This is a genomic window from Streptomyces sp. NPDC050617 (genome assembly GCF_040654795.1).
Taxonomy (GTDB): Bacteria; Actinomycetota; Actinomycetes; order Streptomycetales; family Streptomycetaceae; genus Streptomyces.
Window position 1 is genome coordinate 12,198 of record NZ_JBFAIS010000001.1, and the last position, 17,944, is coordinate 30,141.

At 73.0% G+C, this 17,944-nt stretch carries 15 protein-coding genes; 11 read left to right on the forward strand and 4 right to left on the reverse strand.

What is annotated here, in order from left to right:
• Nucleotides 1-10: 10 nt before the first annotated feature.
• Nucleotides 11-1,417 (forward strand): HAMP domain-containing sensor histidine kinase, encoded by a 1,407-nt coding sequence (locus AB0I49_RS00075; protein ID WP_363224418.1) that lies wholly within the window; start codon nt 11-13, stop codon nt 1,415-1,417.
• A gap of 126 nt (nt 1,418-1,543) precedes the next feature.
• Here the strand turns inward: AB0I49_RS00075 and AB0I49_RS00080 are convergent, their stop codons facing one another.
• Nucleotides 1,544-2,542, reverse strand: coding sequence for a TAXI family TRAP transporter solute-binding subunit (locus AB0I49_RS00080; RefSeq protein ID WP_363224420.1), 999 nt, complete (start codon nt 2,540-2,542; stop codon nt 1,544-1,546).
• 185 nt (nt 2,543-2,727) lie between these two features.
• Between AB0I49_RS00080 and miaB the strand changes: the two genes are divergently transcribed.
• The 3 genes from miaB (at nt 2,728) to AB0I49_RS00095 (ending at nt 5,696) form a co-directional block, all read left to right on the forward strand.
• Nucleotides 2,728-4,266, forward strand: coding sequence for a tRNA (N6-isopentenyl adenosine(37)-C2)-methylthiotransferase MiaB (gene miaB, locus AB0I49_RS00085; RefSeq protein WP_363224936.1), 1,539 nt, complete (start codon nt 2,728-2,730; stop codon nt 4,264-4,266).
• Between the two features lie 110 nt (nt 4,267-4,376).
• A complete protein-coding gene (locus tag AB0I49_RS00090) occupies nt 4,377-4,862 on the forward strand; it encodes a hypothetical protein (RefSeq protein WP_363224422.1) in 486 nt (161 codons plus the stop codon).
• 123 nt (nt 4,863-4,985) lie between these two features.
• Nucleotides 4,986-5,696, forward strand: a complete 711-nt coding sequence (locus AB0I49_RS00095; protein WP_363224423.1) for a class III extradiol dioxygenase subunit B-like domain-containing protein — start codon at nt 4,986-4,988, stop codon at nt 5,694-5,696.
• Nucleotides 5,697-5,805: 109 nt separating this feature from the next.
• Here the strand turns inward: AB0I49_RS00095 and AB0I49_RS00100 are convergent, their stop codons facing one another.
• Both AB0I49_RS00100 and AB0I49_RS00105 read right to left on the reverse strand, forming a co-directional pair.
• The gene (locus tag AB0I49_RS00100) at nt 5,806-6,060 is read right to left on the reverse strand and encodes an antitoxin (protein WP_363224424.1); all 255 of its coding nucleotides are present in this window, start codon (nt 6,058-6,060) and stop codon (nt 5,806-5,808) included.
• A gap of 24 nt (nt 6,061-6,084) precedes the next feature.
• Entirely contained in the window at nt 6,085-6,405 is a 321-nt protein-coding gene (locus tag AB0I49_RS00105) for a hypothetical protein (RefSeq protein WP_363224425.1), read from the reverse strand.
• Between the two features lie 184 nt (nt 6,406-6,589).
• Between AB0I49_RS00105 and miaA the strand changes: the two genes are divergently transcribed.
• The 6 genes from miaA (at nt 6,590) to hflX (ending at nt 14,681) form a co-directional block, all read left to right on the forward strand.
• Nucleotides 6,590-7,528, forward strand: a complete 939-nt coding sequence (gene miaA, locus AB0I49_RS00110) for a tRNA (adenosine(37)-N6)-dimethylallyltransferase MiaA (protein ID WP_363224426.1) — start codon at nt 6,590-6,592, stop codon at nt 7,526-7,528.
• 117 nt (nt 7,529-7,645) lie between these two features.
• Complete coding sequence (locus tag AB0I49_RS00115) at nt 7,646-8,128, forward strand: hypothetical protein (RefSeq protein WP_363224427.1); 483 nt, start codon at nt 7,646-7,648, stop codon at nt 8,126-8,128.
• A gap of 28 nt (nt 8,129-8,156) precedes the next feature.
• The gene (gene dapF, locus AB0I49_RS00120) at nt 8,157-9,050 is read left to right on the forward strand and encodes a diaminopimelate epimerase (RefSeq protein WP_363224428.1); all 894 of its coding nucleotides are present in this window, start codon (nt 8,157-8,159) and stop codon (nt 9,048-9,050) included.
• A gap of 201 nt (nt 9,051-9,251) precedes the next feature.
• Complete coding sequence (locus AB0I49_RS00125) at nt 9,252-11,405, forward strand: HD domain-containing protein (protein WP_363224429.1); 2,154 nt, start codon at nt 9,252-9,254, stop codon at nt 11,403-11,405.
• A 209-nt stretch (nt 11,406-11,614) separates the two neighbouring features.
• Entirely contained in the window at nt 11,615-13,030 is a 1,416-nt protein-coding gene (locus AB0I49_RS00130) for a M1 family metallopeptidase (RefSeq protein ID WP_363224937.1), read from the forward strand.
• Nucleotides 13,031-13,145: 115 nt separating this feature from the next.
• The gene (hflX, locus tag AB0I49_RS00135; protein WP_363224430.1) at nt 13,146-14,681 is read left to right on the forward strand and encodes a GTPase HflX; all 1,536 of its coding nucleotides are present in this window, start codon (nt 13,146-13,148) and stop codon (nt 14,679-14,681) included.
• An 86-nt stretch (nt 14,682-14,767) separates the two neighbouring features.
• Here hflX and AB0I49_RS00140 read toward each other — a convergent pair whose 3' ends face one another.
• Entirely contained in the window at nt 14,768-15,940 is a 1,173-nt protein-coding gene (locus AB0I49_RS00140; RefSeq protein WP_363224431.1) for a hypothetical protein, read from the reverse strand.
• Nucleotides 15,941-16,370: 430 nt separating this feature from the next.
• On the opposite strand from AB0I49_RS00140, the gene AB0I49_RS00145 reads away from it, so the two are divergent.
• The gene (locus AB0I49_RS00145) at nt 16,371-17,807 is read left to right on the forward strand and encodes a diaminobutyrate--2-oxoglutarate transaminase family protein (RefSeq protein ID WP_363224938.1); all 1,437 of its coding nucleotides are present in this window, start codon (nt 16,371-16,373) and stop codon (nt 17,805-17,807) included.
• Nucleotides 17,808-17,944 lie beyond the last annotated feature (137 nt).

The window sequence follows — 17,944 nt, forward strand, 5'->3', positions numbered from 1 at the left end:
CGACGAGCCTGTGCGCACCCGACTCCTTCCCCTGCTCATCGTGCTGATGGCGGGGGTCCTGATCGCCCTCGGCCTGCCGCTCGCGGGCAGCCAGGCCGCCGCCGAGCAACAGCGCGTCGTCGTCGACCGCATCGACGACACCGCGCGCTTCGCCTCCCTGGCCCAGTACGTCACCACTCGGCCGGCCCAGGGCGAGGAGGGGGAGGACGAGCGGCTCACCACGCTCACCGACGAACTCGCCCGGTACGAAAGCGTCTACGGCATTCATGCGGGTGTCTTCTACCGCGACGGTACGGCCATGGCCGCGGCCCCGGCCGGCTGGGCCGTACCGTCGGAGAACGAGGGCGAGCAGGCGTTCCAGGAAGCGCTCGCCGGCCGCCGCAGCCACGACCCCAGCCAGGTCTGGCCCTGGCAGCAGCACGCCCGCCTCACCGTCGCCTCGCCCGTCGTCCGGGACGGCGACGTCATCGCCGTCGTCGTCACCGACTCGCCCACCGGACAGCTGCGTTCTCGCATCCTGCATGGCTGGCTGCTGCTGATCGCGGGCGAACTGGCGGCGATGCTGCTCGCCGTCGGGGCCGCCTTCCGGCTCACCAGCTGGGTGCTGCGGCCCGTACGGACCCTCGACGCGGCCGCGCACGGCATCGCCACCGGACGGATGAAGTCCCGCGTCGCGCCGGGCGGCGGCCCCCCGGAACTGCGCCGCCTGGCCAGATCGTTCAACGAAATGGCCGACAACGTCGAGCATGTGCTGGAGCAGCAGCGCGCCTTCGTCGCCGACGCCTCGCACCAGCTCCGCAACCCGCTCTCCGCGCTGATGCTGCGCATCGAGCTCCTCGGCCTCGAACTCCCCGACGGGAACGAGGAGATCGCCTCCGTCAAGAGCGAGGGCAAACGCCTTGCCCAGGTCCTCGACGACCTCCTCGACCTGGCGCTCGCCGAACACGCCCCCGCCAACCTCCAGTTGACGGACATAGCGGAGCTCGCCGCCGGCCGCGTCGGCGCCTGGTCGCAGCTCGCCGCCCGCGAGGGCGTCGACCTCGCCTACCGGGGGTCCGCCGCCGCGACGGGCTGGGCCGACCCGATCGCCCTCTCCAGCGCACTCGACGCGGTCCTGGACAACGCCCTGAAGTTCACACCCGAGGGCGAGCGGGTCCGCGTCGGCGTCCAGGCGGACGGCGGCAGCGTCACCCTCGTCGTCGCCGACGGCGGCCCCGGCCTCACCGACGAGGAGATCGGCCGCATCGGCGACCGCTTCTGGCGCAGCAGCCGGCACCAGAACATCTCCGGCTCCGGGCTGGGCCTGTCCATATCCCGCGCCCTGCTCGCGGCGGGCGGCGCCACCATCGGGTACGAGCCGAACGAGCCGAACGGCCTGCGGGTGACGATCACGGTGCCGCGCCACGCCGACGAATGAGCGCCGGTCACCGCTGAGCGCCGGTCACCGCTGAGCGCCGGTCACCGCCGAGCGCCGGCCGCCGCCTCAGGATCTGACCAGGAGCCTCAGGTTTTGACCGAGAGCCTCAAGACCTGACCGGGAGCCTCAGGGCTTGACCGAGAGGTAGTACCGCCGCGCCCCCTCGTGTAAAGGCAGCGGATCGGTGAAGACGGCCGTCCGCAGATCGACCTTCTGCGCGGCGTGCACCTCCACGCCGATCCGGTCCCGGCTCTTGATCACCGTGCGCGTCACGCTCTCCGCGAGCTCCTCCTTCGTACGGTCCGTGGTGACCAGGAGGTTCGCGACCGCGATCGTCTTCACCGCGTGCTCCGCGTGCAGCTCCGGATAGGCGTCGACCGGCATCACGGCCGCCCGGTAGTAGCGCGCCTTCGCGCCGAGCCGGTGCAGCGGACCGGTCAGATCGCCGAGCTGCACGAGCTTGATCGGGTAGCGCGTCGCCAGGTTCTGCACCGCCGCCGTCGGCAGCCCCCCGGACCAGAAGAACGCGTCGAGCTTCCCCTCCTCCAGGAGCCTCGGCATCTTGTCTATTCCGACCCGTACGGGCGTGATGTCCCGGTCGAAGTCCAGCCCCGCCGCCTCCAGCAGCCGCCGCGTGATCAGCTGCACGCCGGACCCGTCCTCCCCGACGCCGACGCGTAGTTTCCGCAGGTCGCGCGCCGAGCCCACCGTCGAGTCCTTCGGGACGATGAGCTGCATGTAGTCGTCGTAGAGCCGCGCGCACGCGCGCAGCCGGTCCGCGTCCCGGCCGTGCCCGTCGAGATACGCGGAGACCGCGTCGGCCGTCGCGATCGCGAAGTTCGCCTCTCCGGACATGAGCTTGCGCAGATTGTCGACCGAGCCCTGGCTGCGTGTGAGCCGTACGTCCAGCGCGGGCGAATCCCGCGCCAGGTCCTCCTTCAGCAGGTCCCCGTACCGCGCGTACACCCCCGACGGCACCCCCGTGGCCAGCGCCACCCGTCCCCTGACCACCGGCTCGCCGTCGATCGGCAACAGCCACCACCCCAGCAGCGCGAGCACGACGGCGACCACGGCGGCGCCCGCCAGGGCGCGACGCCTGCCCAGGCGGGGAAGTGCGGTGACCATGGGCGGGATACTGCCAGTCACCCCCCTCCCTGGGGAGGGGCGTGGAGAGCATCGATCGGGTAACAGGTACGCAGGTCCGGGGCGTACGGGGTGATCACCCCCGGTGACCGTACCGCCGGTCCGAGGGCCGGCCCGGCGGCCTTTACCCTGGACGGGTGAGCGGTAACGACGTGGTTGGCGGAGCAGTGGGCGGCTTGAAGACGTACGAGGTGCGCACCTACGGGTGCCAGATGAACGTCCACGACTCGGAGCGGCTGTCCGGCCTGCTGGAGGGCGCGGGCTATGTCCGCGCGCCCGAGGGCACCCCCGAGGGCGACGCCGACGTCGTCGTCTTCAACACCTGCGCGGTACGGGAGAACGCCGACAACAAGCTGTACGGCAATCTCGGCCGGCTCGCCCCCATGAAGACGAAGCGGCCCGGCATGCAGATCGCCGTCGGCGGCTGCCTCGCGCAGAAGGACCGCGACACCATCGTCGAGCGGGCCCCTTGGGTCGACGTCGTCTTCGGCACGCACAACATCGGCAAGCTGCCGGTGCTCCTGGAGCGCGCCCGCGTCCAGGAAGAGGCCCAGGTCGAGATCGCCGAGTCGCTGGAGGCGTTCCCCTCCACTCTGCCGACGCGGCGCGAGAGCGCGTACGCGGCCTGGGTGTCGATCTCCGTCGGCTGCAACAACACCTGCACCTTCTGTATCGTCCCGGCGCTGCGCGGCAAGGAGAAGGACCGCCGCCCCGGCGACATCCTCGCCGAGGTGGAGGCCCTGGTCGCCGAGGGCGTCAGCGAGATCACCCTGCTCGGCCAGAACGTCAACGCGTACGGCTCCGACATCGGCGACCGTGAGGCGTTCTCCAAGCTGCTGCGCGCCTGCGGCGCCATCGAGGGCCTGGACCGGGTCCGGTTCACCTCGCCGCACCCGCGCGACTTCACCGACGACGTCATCGCCGCCATGGCCGAGACGCCGAACGTGATGCCGCAGCTGCACATGCCGCTCCAGTCCGGCTCGGACACCGTCCTGAAGGCGATGCGCCGCTCGTACCGGCAGGACCGGTTCCTCGGCATCATCGAGAAGGTCCGCGCCGCCATGCCGGACGCCGCCCTCTCCACCGACATCATCGTGGGCTTCCCCGGCGAGACCGAGGAGGACTTCGAGCAGACCATGCACGTGGTCCGCGAGGCGCGCTTCGCCCAGGCGTTCACCTTCCAGTACTCCAAGCGCCCTGGCACCCCGGCCGCCGACATGGAGGGACAGGTCCCCAAGGCCGTCGTGCAGGAGCGGTACGAGCGCCTGGTCGCCCTCCAGGAGGAGATCTCCTGGTCGGAGAACAAGAAGCAGGTCGGCCGCACGCTGGAAGTGATGGTCGCCGAGGGGGAGGGCCGCAAGGACGGCGCCACGAAGCGGCTGTCCGGCCGGGCCCCCGACAACCGCCTCGTCCACTTCAACCCCGCCCTGTCCGCGGCGGATGGCGCCGAGGGCACCGAGGGCGCCGCCGAGGAGCCGGTGCGCCCCGGCGACATGGTGACCGTGGAGGTCACCTACGCCGCCCCGCACCACCTGCTCGCCGAGGGCCCGGCCAAGGCCGTGCGCCGCACCCGCGCGGGCGACGCCTGGCAGAAGCGCCAGGGCGCCCCGGCCGAGCCGCCCAAGGGCGTCATGCTGGGCCTCCCGGGCATCGGAGCCCCGGCTTCGACCCCGGCGCCGGCCGCGACGGGCTGCGGCTGCGACTGACCCCGCACGGAGGGGCGGCCCGTACGGACGGAGGGTCCGTACGGATGCTTCGTACGGGCCGTGTACGGGTACCGGCGGGGGACGGACGGCGCGCGAGCGGGGGAGCGACGATGGCCACATGGGGCCTGATCGTGGAGTCGATGGACGGCTACGGCCAGCGTGCGCGCTGGTCGGCCGGGGTGATGGGCAGCGTGGAGGGCACCCGCGAGGAGGCCATGGCGGCGTTGGAGACGCACGTGCGGCGCCACCTGCCGACGCAGCCTCATAACGCCCGGCGCACCCGGCTGTTCCGGGACGGCGACGGCCTGCTGATGGTCGGGGACACCTCTTGGCGGGACTTCTACTCCCGTTTCACCGTCGCCGAAATGATCTACGACAGCGATGCCCCGCCGGAACCGGAGCCTGAGACGGTCGCCGCGGAACAGGAACAGGAACCTGAGCAGGAACCTGAGCAGCCGAAGCGGGCGAAACGGTCGAAGCGGCTGGAACGGTCGGCTCAGTCGGCACAGTCGGAGGATCAGGCTCCGGACGTCGACCGTTACCCGGACGGCATACCCGTCAGACCGTCCTGGCTGGGCCGCGACGACCTCCCCTGAAGCCGCGCGAAACCGTTATCGCGTGTCCCTAGGGGGCACGATTTCGTCGCGTGCGTCTATAGGGCGCACGTTTCGGTCGCTCGCCGCCCATAGGGCGCCGCACCGCCTTGTTAAGGTGCGCCCATGCTCGTAGCCGCCGCTGTCTGCCCCTGCCCGCCGCTGCTCGTCCCGGAGGTCGCCGCCGGGGCCGCGCCCGAGCTGGCGGAGCTGCGGGACGCGTGCGTGGACGCCATCGCCGTGCTCGCCGCCGCCCGCCCCGAACGGCTCGTCGTCGTCGGCCCCGCCGAGCAGGCGGGGCGCGGCTCGCACCCCCAGGGCGCCCCCGGCTCGTTCCGCGGCTTCGGCGTGGACCTGGACGTACGGCTCGGGCCCGGCGAAGCCGCGGGGGAGCGGGAGCTGCCGCCCTCGCTCGCCGTCGGCGCCTGGCTGCTGGAGCGTACGGGCTGGGCCGCCGCGCCCGTCGAGGGGCTGGGCGTCGGCGAACCGCTGGCGGGCGACCGCTGCCGGGACGTGGGCCGCGAGACGGCCGCCTCGGCCGAGCGGGTCGCCCTCCTCGTGATGGGCGACGGCAGCGCCTGCCGCACCCTGAAGGCCCCCGGCTATCTCGACGAGCGCGCGCAGGGCTTCGACGCCGAGGCCGCGCGCGCCCTGGGCGCCGCCGACGCCGACGCGCTGGCCGCGCTGGACGAGGAACTGGCCTACGAGTTGAAGGTCTCCGGCCGCGCACCCTGGCAGGTCCTCGCCGGGGCGGGCGCGGGCGCTGGGCTCAGCGGGGCGCTGCTCTACGACGACGCGCCGTACGGGGTGGGGTACTACGTCGCGGCCTGGTCGTAGCGCGGGAGGCGAGGGCAGCGGCGCGAAGGCGCGGAGATGCAGGGGTGCCGGGATACGGCGCGACGCGGGCGCGGGGCCGGACCGCCCCGCCGCCCGCGTCGCGGAGGATTCAGGAAGGCGTAGGGCCGGCGCCGGAGCCCTTCCCGTCGCTGTCGTCCTTCCGGGCGAGGCGGTCGAGGGCCTCCTTGGCCTTGCCCGTACCGGTCTCGATCTGGCTGCTGTACTTGCCCTTGGTCTTGGAGTCGACCGTCTGGGCCGCCTTCGCCAGACCCTGCTCGATCTTGTCCCCGTGCTGCTGCGCGAGGTCACCGGCCTTGTCCTTCACCGGTCCGAGCTTGGCCTTCAGATTGTCTAGCAGGCCCATGGGCCACCTTCCCTCTCGGAGGACTTAACTGCGGGCGCTCTCCCCGGCCTCGCTGTCGGCCGCCGCCTGCGCGGACTGCTGCTTCGGAATCTCCACCGCCTCGGCAGGGGCCTTGACGGCCTTGGCGCCGCCCGACTCCTCCGCCCGCTCCGCGCCGCCGTCGGTGCTCGCCTCCGCGGCCTCGTCCGCGGCCGTGACCGCGTCCGCGGCTTCGGCGGGCTCCGCCGCTTCGGCCGGTTCGGCGGGGTCCGCCGACTCCGCCGGCTCCGCCGTCAGAGTGGCCGCGGCGGCCTCCTCGGTTGACGCCTCGGCCGACTTCCGGCGAAACCTTGAAAACACGCCCATATCTGCTCCATTACCTTACTCGTGTGGGCGAAATCCCGCGTGGCCCTGAGCGTCCCCTTACGACGTCACGGGGGCACCGGCCCGTAAACCGGCTGTCGGAACCTCGCAACAGGCAACGAACCCGACAGCACCGCGTCACGTAGCTCATTCGAGGAGCGCGCCCGAGGTTTGCGAGACTGACCCGGTGAACAGCGCAGTTCCCGCACCGCGGGTCATCGCAGTCGTCGGTCCCACCGCGGCGGGCAAGTCCGATCTGGGCGTCGCCATCGCCCGCCGGCTCGGCGGCGAGGTCGTCAACGCCGACTCCATGCAGCTCTACCGCGGCATGGACATCGGCACGGCCAAGCTGACGGTCGAGGAGCGCCAGGGGGTGGTCCACCGGCTCCTCGACATCTGGGACGTGAAGGAGGCGGCCAGCGTCGCCGAGTACCAGCGGCTGGCCCGCGCCGAGATCGACCGGCTGCTGGCCGAGGGCCGCACCCCGGTCCTCGTCGGCGGCTCCGGGCTCTACATCAAGGGCGCGATCGACGTGCTGGACTTCCCCGGCACCGACCCGGCGGTACGGGCCCGGCTGGAGGGCGAACTGGAGCGGGACGGCTCCGGGGCGCTGCACGCCCGGCTGGCCGCCGCCGACCCCGCGGCCGCCCGCGCCATCCTGCCCGGCAACGGACGGCGCATCGTGCGCGCTCTGGAGGTCATCGAGATCACCGGCCGCCCCTTCACCGCGAACCTCCCCGGCCACGAGGCGGCCTACGACACGCTCCAGATCGGCGTCGACGTGGACCGGCCCGAGCTGGACGAGCGGATCGCGCTGCGCGTCGACCGCATGTGGGAGGCCGGACTCGTGGACGAGGTGCGGGAACTGGAGCGCGTCGGGCTGCGCGAGGGCCGCACGTCCTCCCGCGCCCTCGGCTACCAGCAGGTGCTCGCGCACCTCGCGGGGGAGTGCACCGAGGAGGCGGCGCGCGCCGAGACCGTACGGGCCACCAAGCGCTTCGCGCGCCGCCAGGACTCGTGGTTCCGGCGCGACCCGAGGGTCCACTGGCTCAGCGGCGCGGCCGGCCGGCGGACGGAACTGGAAGGGCACGCGTTGGCGTTGGTCGAACGGACGGTCACAGCCTGATCACGTGATGGCATCGGGACGCTCCGGGCGGCCTTGCGGCCTCCGTGAGCGTGCCATCATCGAGCTCCGATCGAGCTGTAACGAGCCGTGAAATCCGAGTTGGGAGGGCGCGTGGCGATGGAGGCCGGCCCTCGCGACAGACCGCAGCCGCAGCCGAGGAACGAGCCGGGGACGCCGGCTCCGGACGGCCCCGGCCCCCTCGCCGACGACGGGCTCGGAGCAGTGGCCGACGACGGCCCCGAGGAGGGGACCGGCGCAGCCCCGGAGGCGTTCCGCGACCTGCGCCCCCAGCGCCGGCTGCGGATCTGGCAGCTCGCGCCGATCGTCATGCTCGCGGCCCTCGGCTCGCTGATGTTCGCCTTCCCGCTCGCCTTCGAGTTCGGCGACGGCGGCCGCGTGGTCGCCATGCTCGGGCTGCTCATCAGCTGCTGCGCGGCCGGCTGGGGCGTGATGGCCGCCCGCCGCGTCGGATACACCTGGCCGGGCCTGCCGCCCCGCGGCTCCGGCCGCCGCCCCGACTGGCGGTACGTGGCGCTGTACGCGGCCGTCGCCGTGGCCCTGGTCTCGCTGGCCGTATGGCGCGTCGCCCGGCTGCGGTAAAGGGCCTCCGAGCCCTTACCATCGACATGTGAGCACCACAGGGATCGCCTTCCTCAAGGGACACGGAACCGAGAACGACTTCGTGATCCTCCCCGACCCCGACGGGCAGCTGGAGCTGTCCCCGGCGGCCGTCGCCCGGCTGTGCGACCGGCGGGCCGGCATCGGCGCGGACGGCGTGCTGCGGGTCGTACGGTCCGCAGCGCACCCCGAGGCGCGTCCGATGGCGGACACCGCCGAGTGGTTCATGGACTACCGCAACAGCGACGGCTCCGTAGCCGAGATGTGCGGCAACGGCGTGCGCGTCTTCGCGCGCTACCTCCAGCGCGCCGGTCTCGTCGGGGCGGGCGACCTCGCCATCGCCACGCGCGCGGGCGTGCGCGCGGTGCACATCGCCAAGGACGACGCCGACGGCGGTTTCGGCGACGTCACCGTGGGCATGGGCGCGGCGCGGCTCCCGGAGGGCGATGTCACCGTGGCGGTCGGGGACCTCCGCTGGCCCGCCCGCAACGTGAACATGGGCAACCCGCACGCGATCTCCTTCATCGGCGATCTCGCCGAGGCGGGCGACCTGCTCACCGCCCCCGTCGTCAGCCCGGCCGCCGCCTACCCGGACGGCGCCAACGTCGAGTTCGTCGTCGACCGCGGCCCGCGCCACGTCGAGATGCGCGTGCACGAGCGCGGCTCCGGCGAGACCCGGTCCTGCGGTACGGGCGCGTGCGCCGTCATGGTCGCCGCCGCCCGCCGCGACGGCGTCGACCCGTACGTCACCGGGATGCCCGTCACGTACACCGTGGACGTGCCGGGCGGGCGGCTGCTGATCGCCGAGAACCCGGACGGGACCATCGAGATGACCGGCCCCGCCGTGATCGTCGCCGAGGGGTTCCTCGACCCGGCGTGGCTGGATTCGGCGCTCGCCTCCTGAAGCCCTCTTCCCCGTCCGCGTCGCACCGGGCCGCGCCCGTGTACCAGGCGAACAACGCCGGGCGCACCACTTGTTCGCTCGAATGGGTGATCCGTTTCACTCTGGGCGAGAGCCGGTGAGCGGTGCGTGATGGGGTCGGTAGCATCAATCACCGGCCCGGAGGCGCCAGCCGACCGCCGGTCGACGCTGCCGGAGGTGCGCATGGGCGCAGAGGCCACGAACCACGCCGCTCCCGGCCGCAGGCGCGGCCGCCCCCGCATCGATCTGAGACGGCTCGGGCGCGCGGCGCTCAGCGGACCCGGATCGCGCGACGGGCTGCCCGACGCCATCGACCACGTCGCCAAGGCGCACCGCGGCCACCATCCCGGCGCCGACCTCGATGTGCTGCGCCAGGCGTACGTACTCGCCGAGTCCTCGCACCGCGGCCAGACGCGCAAGAGCGGCGAGCCGTACATCACCCACCCGCTGGCCGTGACCCTCATCCTCGCCGAACTCGGCGCGGAGACCACCACCTTGACCGCCTCCCTGCTCCACGACACGGTCGAGGACACTGAGGTGACGCTCGATCAGGTGCGGGAGCAGTTCGGCGAGGAGGTGCGCTATCTGGTCGATGGCGTCACCAAACTGGAGAAGGTCGACTACGGAGCGGCGGCCGAGCCGGAGACGTTCCGCAAGATGCTCGTCGCCACCGGAAACGACGTCCGCGTCATGTCCATCAAGCTCGCCGACCGGCTGCACAACATGCGCACGCTCGGCGTGATGCGCCCCGAGAAGCAGGCCCGTATCGCGCGCGTCACCCGCGACGTCCTCATCCCGCTCGCCGAACGGCTCGGCGTGCAGGCGCTGAAAAGCGAGTTGGAGGACCTGGTCTTCGCGATCCTGCACCCCGAGGAGTACGCCCGCACCCGCGACCTGGTCACCGCCCACGCGGCCCGCGAAGACCCCCTGGAGGCCACCGCCGCCGGCCTGCGGTCCGTGCTGCGCGAGGCGGGCATCGCGGCTGAAGTCCACGTCCGGCCACGGCACTTCGTCTCCGTGCACCGGGTGCTGCTCGGCCGGGGCCAGCTGACCGGGGCCGACTTCGGACGGGTGCTCGTCCTCGTGGCGGAGGACGCCGACTGCTACGCCGTCCTCGGCGAGCTGCACACCTGCTTCACGCCGGTCGTCTCCGAGTTCAAGGACTTCATCGCGGTACCGAAGTTCAACCTCTACCAGTCCCTGCACACCGCGGTCGCCGGGCCCGGCGGCGAGGTCGCCGAAGTCCTCATCCGCACACACCGGATGCACCGGGTCGCCGAGACCGGGGTGATCGCCCTCGGCAACCCCTACGCCGCGGCCGAGGGGCCCGCCCGCCCGGCGCCGGACGGCGAGCGCGAGGACCCCACCCGCCCCGGCTGGCTCTCCCGCCTCCTCGACTGGCAGCGCGCCACCCCCGACCCCGACACCTTCTGGACCTCGCTCCGCGCCGACCTCGCCCAGGACCGCGAGGTCACGGTCTTTCGGGCGGACGGCGGCACGCTCGGCCTGCCGGACGGCGCGAGCTGCGTGGACGCCGCGTACGCGCAGCACGGCGAGGCCGCCCACGCGTGCATCGGCGCGCGCGTCAACGGCCGCCTGGCGACGCTCAGTACGGTCCTGCGCGACGGCGACACCCTGCACCTGCTGATGTCCCGCGACGCCTCCTCCGGGCCCTCCCCGGACTGGCTGGAGCACGCCCGTACGCCCGCCGCGCGGATCGCCATCGGGCGCTGGCTGGCCGCCCACCCGACGCCGGACCCGACCGCCCCGCGCGTGCCGTCGGTGCGGCCCGGCGGCCGTCCGAGCAAGCCGGGCGCCGAGGGCGAGGACCGGCCCGCCGACGGGGAGCGGCGGCCGGCGAGCTGCCCCGCCGCCGTCACCGCCCGGGGGGACGCGGCCGTGCGGCTCGCGGGGTGCTGCACGCCCGTACCGCCGGACGAGATCACCGGCTTCGCGGTCCGCGGCGGCGTCGTCACCGTGCACCGCGCGCACTGCCCGGCCGTCGGCCGGATGTCCGCCGCCGGGCGCGCCCCCGTGGGCGTCCGCTGGGACGGTGCGCGGGACGAGGAGAGCCACGGCTACCGCGTCACCCTCCTCGCCGAGTCCTTCAGCCGCCCGCATCTGCTCGCCGACCTCACCGAGGCCATCGCGGCGGCGGGCGCGGCCGTCGTGTCGGCCGCCGTCGAGGCCCCCCGCGAGCAGCGGGTCCGCCATACGTACACGCTCCAACTGCCCGCCGCCGCGCAGCTCCCGGAGCTGATGCGGGCCATGCGCCGGGTGGCCGGGGTCTACGACGTGACGCGCGCGGTGCGGCAGGTGGCGGCGGCCGGGTCGTAAGGGGCGGGGCAGCCCGCCGCTTCCGGCGGCAAGGCGGTCCGCCCGGCACGCTCGTACGGGTGGGATCATGCCGCGCCGCCCGCGGCCGCGGCCCGCGCGCTGGTACCGGTTGACGCATGCCGCACACAGCCGGGGAACGCGCCCCGAAGCCGCGGGGGGCACGCGCCCCGGCGCGCCGCACCGCCCGTACGCTCCTCACCGCAGCCCTCATGGTCGCCCTCGTCGCGGCCGCGAGCCCGTCCTCCCAGACGCCGTCCGACGGGCCCCAGCGGGGGATCGGCGACCCGCTCTTCCCGGGGCTCGGCAACCCCGGATACGACGTCGCCGCCTACGACATCTCCTTCGACTACCACGGCAACGACCGGCCGCTGGACGCCGTCACCACCATCGACGCCCGCGCCACCGACCGGCTGCGCACCCTCAACCTGGACTTCTCGCACGGCACCGTGCGCTCCGTGGACGTCGACGGCAGCCCCGCCCGCTTCGCCTCCGCCGGCGAGGACCTCGTCGTGACCCCCGCCCGCCCGGTACGGCCCGGCGAGCACGTGCGCGTCACCGTCCGGCACACCAGCGACCCGCGCGGCGGCGCGGGCGGCGGCTGGGTGCGCACCCGCGACGGGCTGGCCATGGCCAACCAGGCCGACGTCGCCCACGAGGTCTTCCCCTGCAACGACCACCCCTCCGACAAGGCGCTCTTCACCTTCCACGTCACCGCGCCCAAGGCCCTCACGGTCGTCGCGAACGGGCTCCCGGCCGGCCGCACGAGCCGGGGTGCGGCCACCACCTGGACGTACACCTCGGCGCATCCCGTCGCCACCGAGCTCACCCAGGTCTCCATCGGCCGCTCCGCCGTCCTGCGTCGCACCGGGCCGCACGGGCTGCCCGTCCGGGACGTGGTGCCCGCCGCCGACCGGAAGCGGTTCGGGAAGCGGCTGGCCCGGACGACGGAGCAGCTGGCGTGGCTGAAGGGGAAGGTGGGGCGGTACCCCTTCGAGACGTACGGGCTGCTGATCGCCGACGCGAACACCGGCTTCGAGCTGGAGACCCAGACGCTGTCCCTCTTCGAACGGCGGCTGTTCACCGACGCCGCCGCCTACCCCGCCTGGTACGTCGACTCGCTGATGGTCCACGAGCTGGCGCACCAGTGGTTCGGCGACAGCGTCAGCCCGCGCCGCTGGTCCGACGTCTGGCTCAATGAATCCCACGCCACCTGGTACGAGGCGCTGTACGCGCAGGAGAAGGCCAGGAAGTCGCTGACCGCGCGGATGCGCGCCGCGTACGGCAACTCGGACGCCTGGCGCGCCGCGGGCGGCCCGCCCGCCGCCCCCAAGGCCTCCGCCCCCGGCAAGAAAATCAGCATCTTCCGCCCGGTCGTCTACGACGGCAGCGCGCTCGTCCTCTACGCGCTGCGCCAGGAGATCGGCGCGCCCGCCTTCGCCCGGCTGGAGCGGGCCTGGGTCGCGCTGCACCGCGACTCCGACGCCTCCACGGCCGACTTCACCGCCCTCGCCTCCCGGATCGCCGGGCGTGATCTCAGCGGATTCCTGCACCCCTGGCTGTACGGGGCCAAGACCCCTCCCATGCCCGGCCACCCGGACTGGAAGGCCGCCCGTAAACCCGCGTGACGCCCCCGGCCCGGCATGGGACCATCGATGACGTCGGCGAAGCGGCCGGTCCCGGGAATCCGCCGGGCCTCCCGCGCGTTGTGCCAGATGAGATTCCCTACACGTAAAGGATCAAATGACCTCCTCTTCTTCCCTTTCCCAGGACCGGCAGGACCGCCAGGACGCGTACGACGCCCCGGACGCGCAGAACCGGCAGAGCCTCCCGGAGAGCCTTCGGGCCGACGCCCTGATGGAAGAGGACGTCGCCTGGAGCCACGAGATCGACGGGGAGCGCGACGGCGATCAGTACGACCGCTCCGAGCGGGCCGCGCTGCGCCGCGTCGCCGGACTCTCCACCGAGCTGGAGGACGTCACCGAGGTCGAGTACCGGCAGCTGCGCCTGGAGCGCGTGGTGCTGGTCGGCGTCTGGACGTCCGGCACCGCTCAGGACGCGGACAACTCCCTCGCGGAGCTGGCCGCCCTTGCGGAGACGGCGGGCGCGCTCGTCCTCGACGGCGTCGTGCAGCGCCGCGACAAGCCCGACCCGGCCACGTACATCGGCTCGGGCAAGGCCCAGGAGCTGCGCGACATCGTGCTGGAGAGCGGGGCGGACACCGTCGTGTGCGACGGTGAGCTCAGCCCCGGCCAGCTCATCCACCTCGAAGACGTCGTCAAGGTCAAGGTCGTCGACCGCACCGCCCTGATCCTCGACATCTTCGCCCAGCACGCCAAGTCGCGGGAGGGCAAGGCGCAGGTCGCGCTCGCCCAGATGCAGTACATGCTGCCCAGGCTGCGCGGCTGGGGCCAGTCGCTGTCCCGGCAGATGGGCGGCGGCGGTTCGTCGGGCTCCGGCGGCGGCATGGCCACCCGCGGTCCCGGTGAGACCAAGATCGAGACCGACCGGCGCCGCATCCGCGAGAAGATGGCGAAGATGCGCCGGGAGATCGCGGACATGAAGACCGGCCGCGACATCAAGCGGCAGGAGCGGCGGCGCAACAAGGTGCCGTCCGTGGCCATCGCCGGTTACACCAACGCGGGCAAGTCCTCGCTGCTCAACCGGCTGACGGGCGCGGGCGTCCTGGTGGAGAACGCGCTGTTCGCCACGTTGGACCCGACCGTGCGCCGGGCCGAGACGCCCAGCGGGCGGCTCTACACGCTGGCCGACACCGTCGGCTTCGTCCGGCATCTGCCGCACCACCTCGTCGAGGCGTTCCGCTCCACGATGGAGGAGGTCGGCGACTCCGACCTCATCCTGCACGTGGTGGACGGCTCGCACCCCGCGCCGGACGAGCAGCTGGCGGCCGTGCGCGAGGTGATCCGCGACGTCGGCGCGGTGGACGTGCCCGAGATCGTGGTGATCAACAAGGCGGACGCGGCCGACCCGGTCGCCCTCCAGCGGCTGCTGCGCATCGAGAAGCACGCCATCGCGGTGTCGGCGCGCACGGGCGAGGGCATCGAGCGGCTGCTCGCGCTCATCGACGAGCAGCTGCCGCGGCCCGAGGTCGAGATCGAGGCGCTCGTGCCGTACACGCATGGGGCGCTGGTCGCGCGGGCGCACGCCGACGGCGAGGTCATCTCCGAGGAGCACACGGAGACGGGCACGCTGCTCAAGGCGCGCGTCCATGAGGAGCTGGCCGCCGATCTCCAGCCGTACGTGCCCGCTTCCGCGTAGCGCGACGTTGCCCGTACGAGCCTCATACGGAAAGGAGCCCGGCCCCCACACCGTGGGGGCCGGGCTCCTTTCCCGTTGCCGAACGGTCAGCGGTTCGCGAACTTCCTGCTGATCGCGTCGTAGAGGCCCTTGGCCTCGGGGCCGAGCCGCGGACCCGCCAGCCACGTGCTCGTGGCCGGGCCGATCGAGGTGTTGGAGACCAGCGCCAGCTTGCCGTCCGCGCCCCGCGCGAACCAGCCGCCGCCGGACGAACCGCCCGTCATCGTGCAGCCGATGCGGTACATCGTCGGCTGCTCGGCCCGCAGGGTCAGCCGGCCCGGCTTGTCGATGCAGTCGTACATCTTCTGGCCGTCGAACGGCGGCGCGGCCGGGTAGCCCCAGGCGCCCATGCTGGAGATCTCCGGCGCCTTCGGGGCGTCGAAGTCCACCGGGAGCGCCGTCCCGACCGTCTCCTCCAGCGACTTGCCGGTGCCGTTCTCCTGCTTCACGTGCAGCACCGAGAAGTCGTACGGCGCGCCCGCGCCGCCGGACTCCGCGCCCTGCGAGATCCACTGCGAGGAGGTCTGCGCCCAGTCGGCCCACCACACGCCGTACGGAGCGACGTCCTGCTCCGGGGCGGCGTTCAGCTGCGAGGCCGGCAGGCCCTTGTTGTTGTACGCGGGGACGAAGGCGATGTTGCGGTACCAGCCGCCCTTCTTGCCGGCGTGCACGCAGTGGCCGGCCGTCCACACCATGTTGGACTTGCCGGGGTGCGCGGGGTCCTTCACGACCGTCGCCGAGCAGACCATGTGGCCCTGGGGGCTGTCGAAGAAGACCTTGCCGACCGGGGCCGCGTTCCGCGTGTACGGCAGGCCGACGGGCTTGGCCTGCACCGGGCTGGGCTCGGGGTCGGTGGTGCCCTGGTCGTCCGAGAAGTCCTTCGTGCCGAGCGTCTTGTCGCTCGTGTGCGCGTCCTTCATCGTCTCGGGCTTCCAGTGGCCCTTGATGATGGGGTTGACGAAGTCCCGCGCCTCACGCAGCCAGTCGTCCTTGCTCCAGTTCTTCCAGGCGCCGTTCTTCCACTTGTCGAGGTCCTTCAGGGACGTCGGCAGGTCCTTGGGCAGCTTGAAGCCGCCGGACTTGTCCCCCTGGTCGGCCGACGCGGAGGCGCTGTCGCTGCCTGCCGCCTTGTCGTCGGACGGGCCGCAGGCGGTGGCGGTCAGCGCGAGTACGGCGGCCAGCGCTGCCGAGGCCAGCACTGGGCGGCGGATGGATGACATGGAGTGGGCTCCCCGTGTTGATCTTTTGTTCTGCGTGCGTGATGTGAACTTGTCATGCCTGGCCGGCACGTCCGTCCCGGCGTGGGGACAGAGGGCCACAACTATGCCGGTGCGGTGGGAGACGGCCGAGAGCGGGTCCTCGGTTCCGCTGCCAAGGATCTTGCTCCGGGCCGTGATCCGTGGCCCGCGACGTCGTTGGTACATACGGGGGACAGCCGACCGGCGTTCAGCAGCAGGTCCAGCAGCAGGAGGACACAGAGTCGTGGCCTTGACCCAGCTCCCGGTGACGCAACCGTCCGTTGCTCAGGAACCCGCGGCTCCGGAATCCGCCGCCCAAGAGACTGCCGCCCAAGAGTCCGCCGCCCAAGAGGTTGTCGCCCCAGAGGCCGCCGCCCAAGAATCCGCCGCTCCAGAAGGGGCGCACGAATCCATCCTGCGGCGTCAGTCGTCACGGGAGTCCGCGGCGCGTACGTACGCCCGCTCGCTGCCCATCGTGCCGGTGCGCGCGCGGGGCCTGACGATCGAGGGCGCGGACGGCCGCCGGTACTTGGACTGCCTCTCCGGCGCGGGCTCGCTGGCGCTCGGCCACAACCACCCCGTGGTCCTGGAGGCCATCCGCGGCGTGCTCGACTCGGGGGCGCCCCTGCACGTACTGGACCTGGCCACCCCGGTGAAGGACGCCTTCACCAGCGAACTGTTCGCCACCCTGCCGCCCGGACTCGCCGACTCCGCGCGCATCCAGTTCTGCGGACCCGCCGGTACGGACGCGGTCGAGGCCGCGCTCAAGCTCGTACGGACCGCCACCGGGCGCGACGGGCTGCTCGCCTTCTCCGGCGCGTACCACGGGATGACGGCGGGGGCGCTCGCCGTCTCCGGGGGAGCGCACAGCGCGCGCGTGACCCGGCTGCCCTATCCGCAGGACTACCGCTGCCCGTTCGGGACCGGCGGCGAGCAGGGCGCGCGGCTGGCGGCGCGCTGGACCGAATCCCTCCTGGACGACCCCAAGAGCGGGGTGAGCACGCCCGCCGGGATGATCGTCGAACCCGTGCAGGGCGAGGGCGGGGTGATCCCCGCGCCGGACGGCTGGCTGCGCCGGATGCGCGAGATCACCGCCGACCGGGGCATCCCGCTCATCGCCGACGAGGTCCAGACGGGGGTCGGGCGCACGGGAGCCTTCTGGGCGGTCGAGCACAGCGGCGTCGTCCCCGACGTGATGGTCCTGTCCAAAGCCATCGGCGGCAGCCTCCCGCTCGCGGTCATCGTCTACCGCGAGGAACTCGACACCTGGCGGCCCGGCGCCCACGCCGGCACCTTCCGCGGCAACCAGCTCGCCATGGCGGCCGGCACGGCGACCTTGAAGTACGTGCGCGAGAACGGGCTCGCCGAGCGCGCCGCCCAGCTCGGCGAGCGCATGACGGCCCAGCTGCGCGGGCTCGGGGACGAGTACGAGCGGATCGGCGACGTGCGGGGCCGGGGGCTCATGATCGGCGTCGAATTCGTCGATCCGGGCGTGGGCCGTGATGGAGCCGGGGCCGGGGATGGAACCGGGGACGGAGGGGGCGGAGACGGCAGCGTGGACGGGGGCCCGATCGAGGACGGGCGCCCGATCCAGGACGGGGGCTCGGTCGAGGACGGGGCGCGGCCCCACCCGGCCGATCCCGTGCTCGCGGCCGCGGTCCAGCGGGAGTGCCTGCGCCGCGGGCTGATCGTCGAACTCGGCGGACGCCACGCCGGCGTGGTCCGCCTGCTGCCGCCGCTCACCATCAGCGACGAACAGGCGGAAGCGGTCCTCGACCGGCTCGCCGACGCCGTCGCGGCGGCCGACGCCGCCATTCAGCGCCCGCATCGCGGCAGTACGAAGCAGTAGAGCGGTAGCAGTACGCCGCCGCGGACACGAGGCCACGGACACGGCGCCACCAGACACGGCGCCCCGGATACGACGCCGCACAGACGACGCGGCAGCAAGACCTAACAGCACATCGTGACGACCAGACGACCAGACGT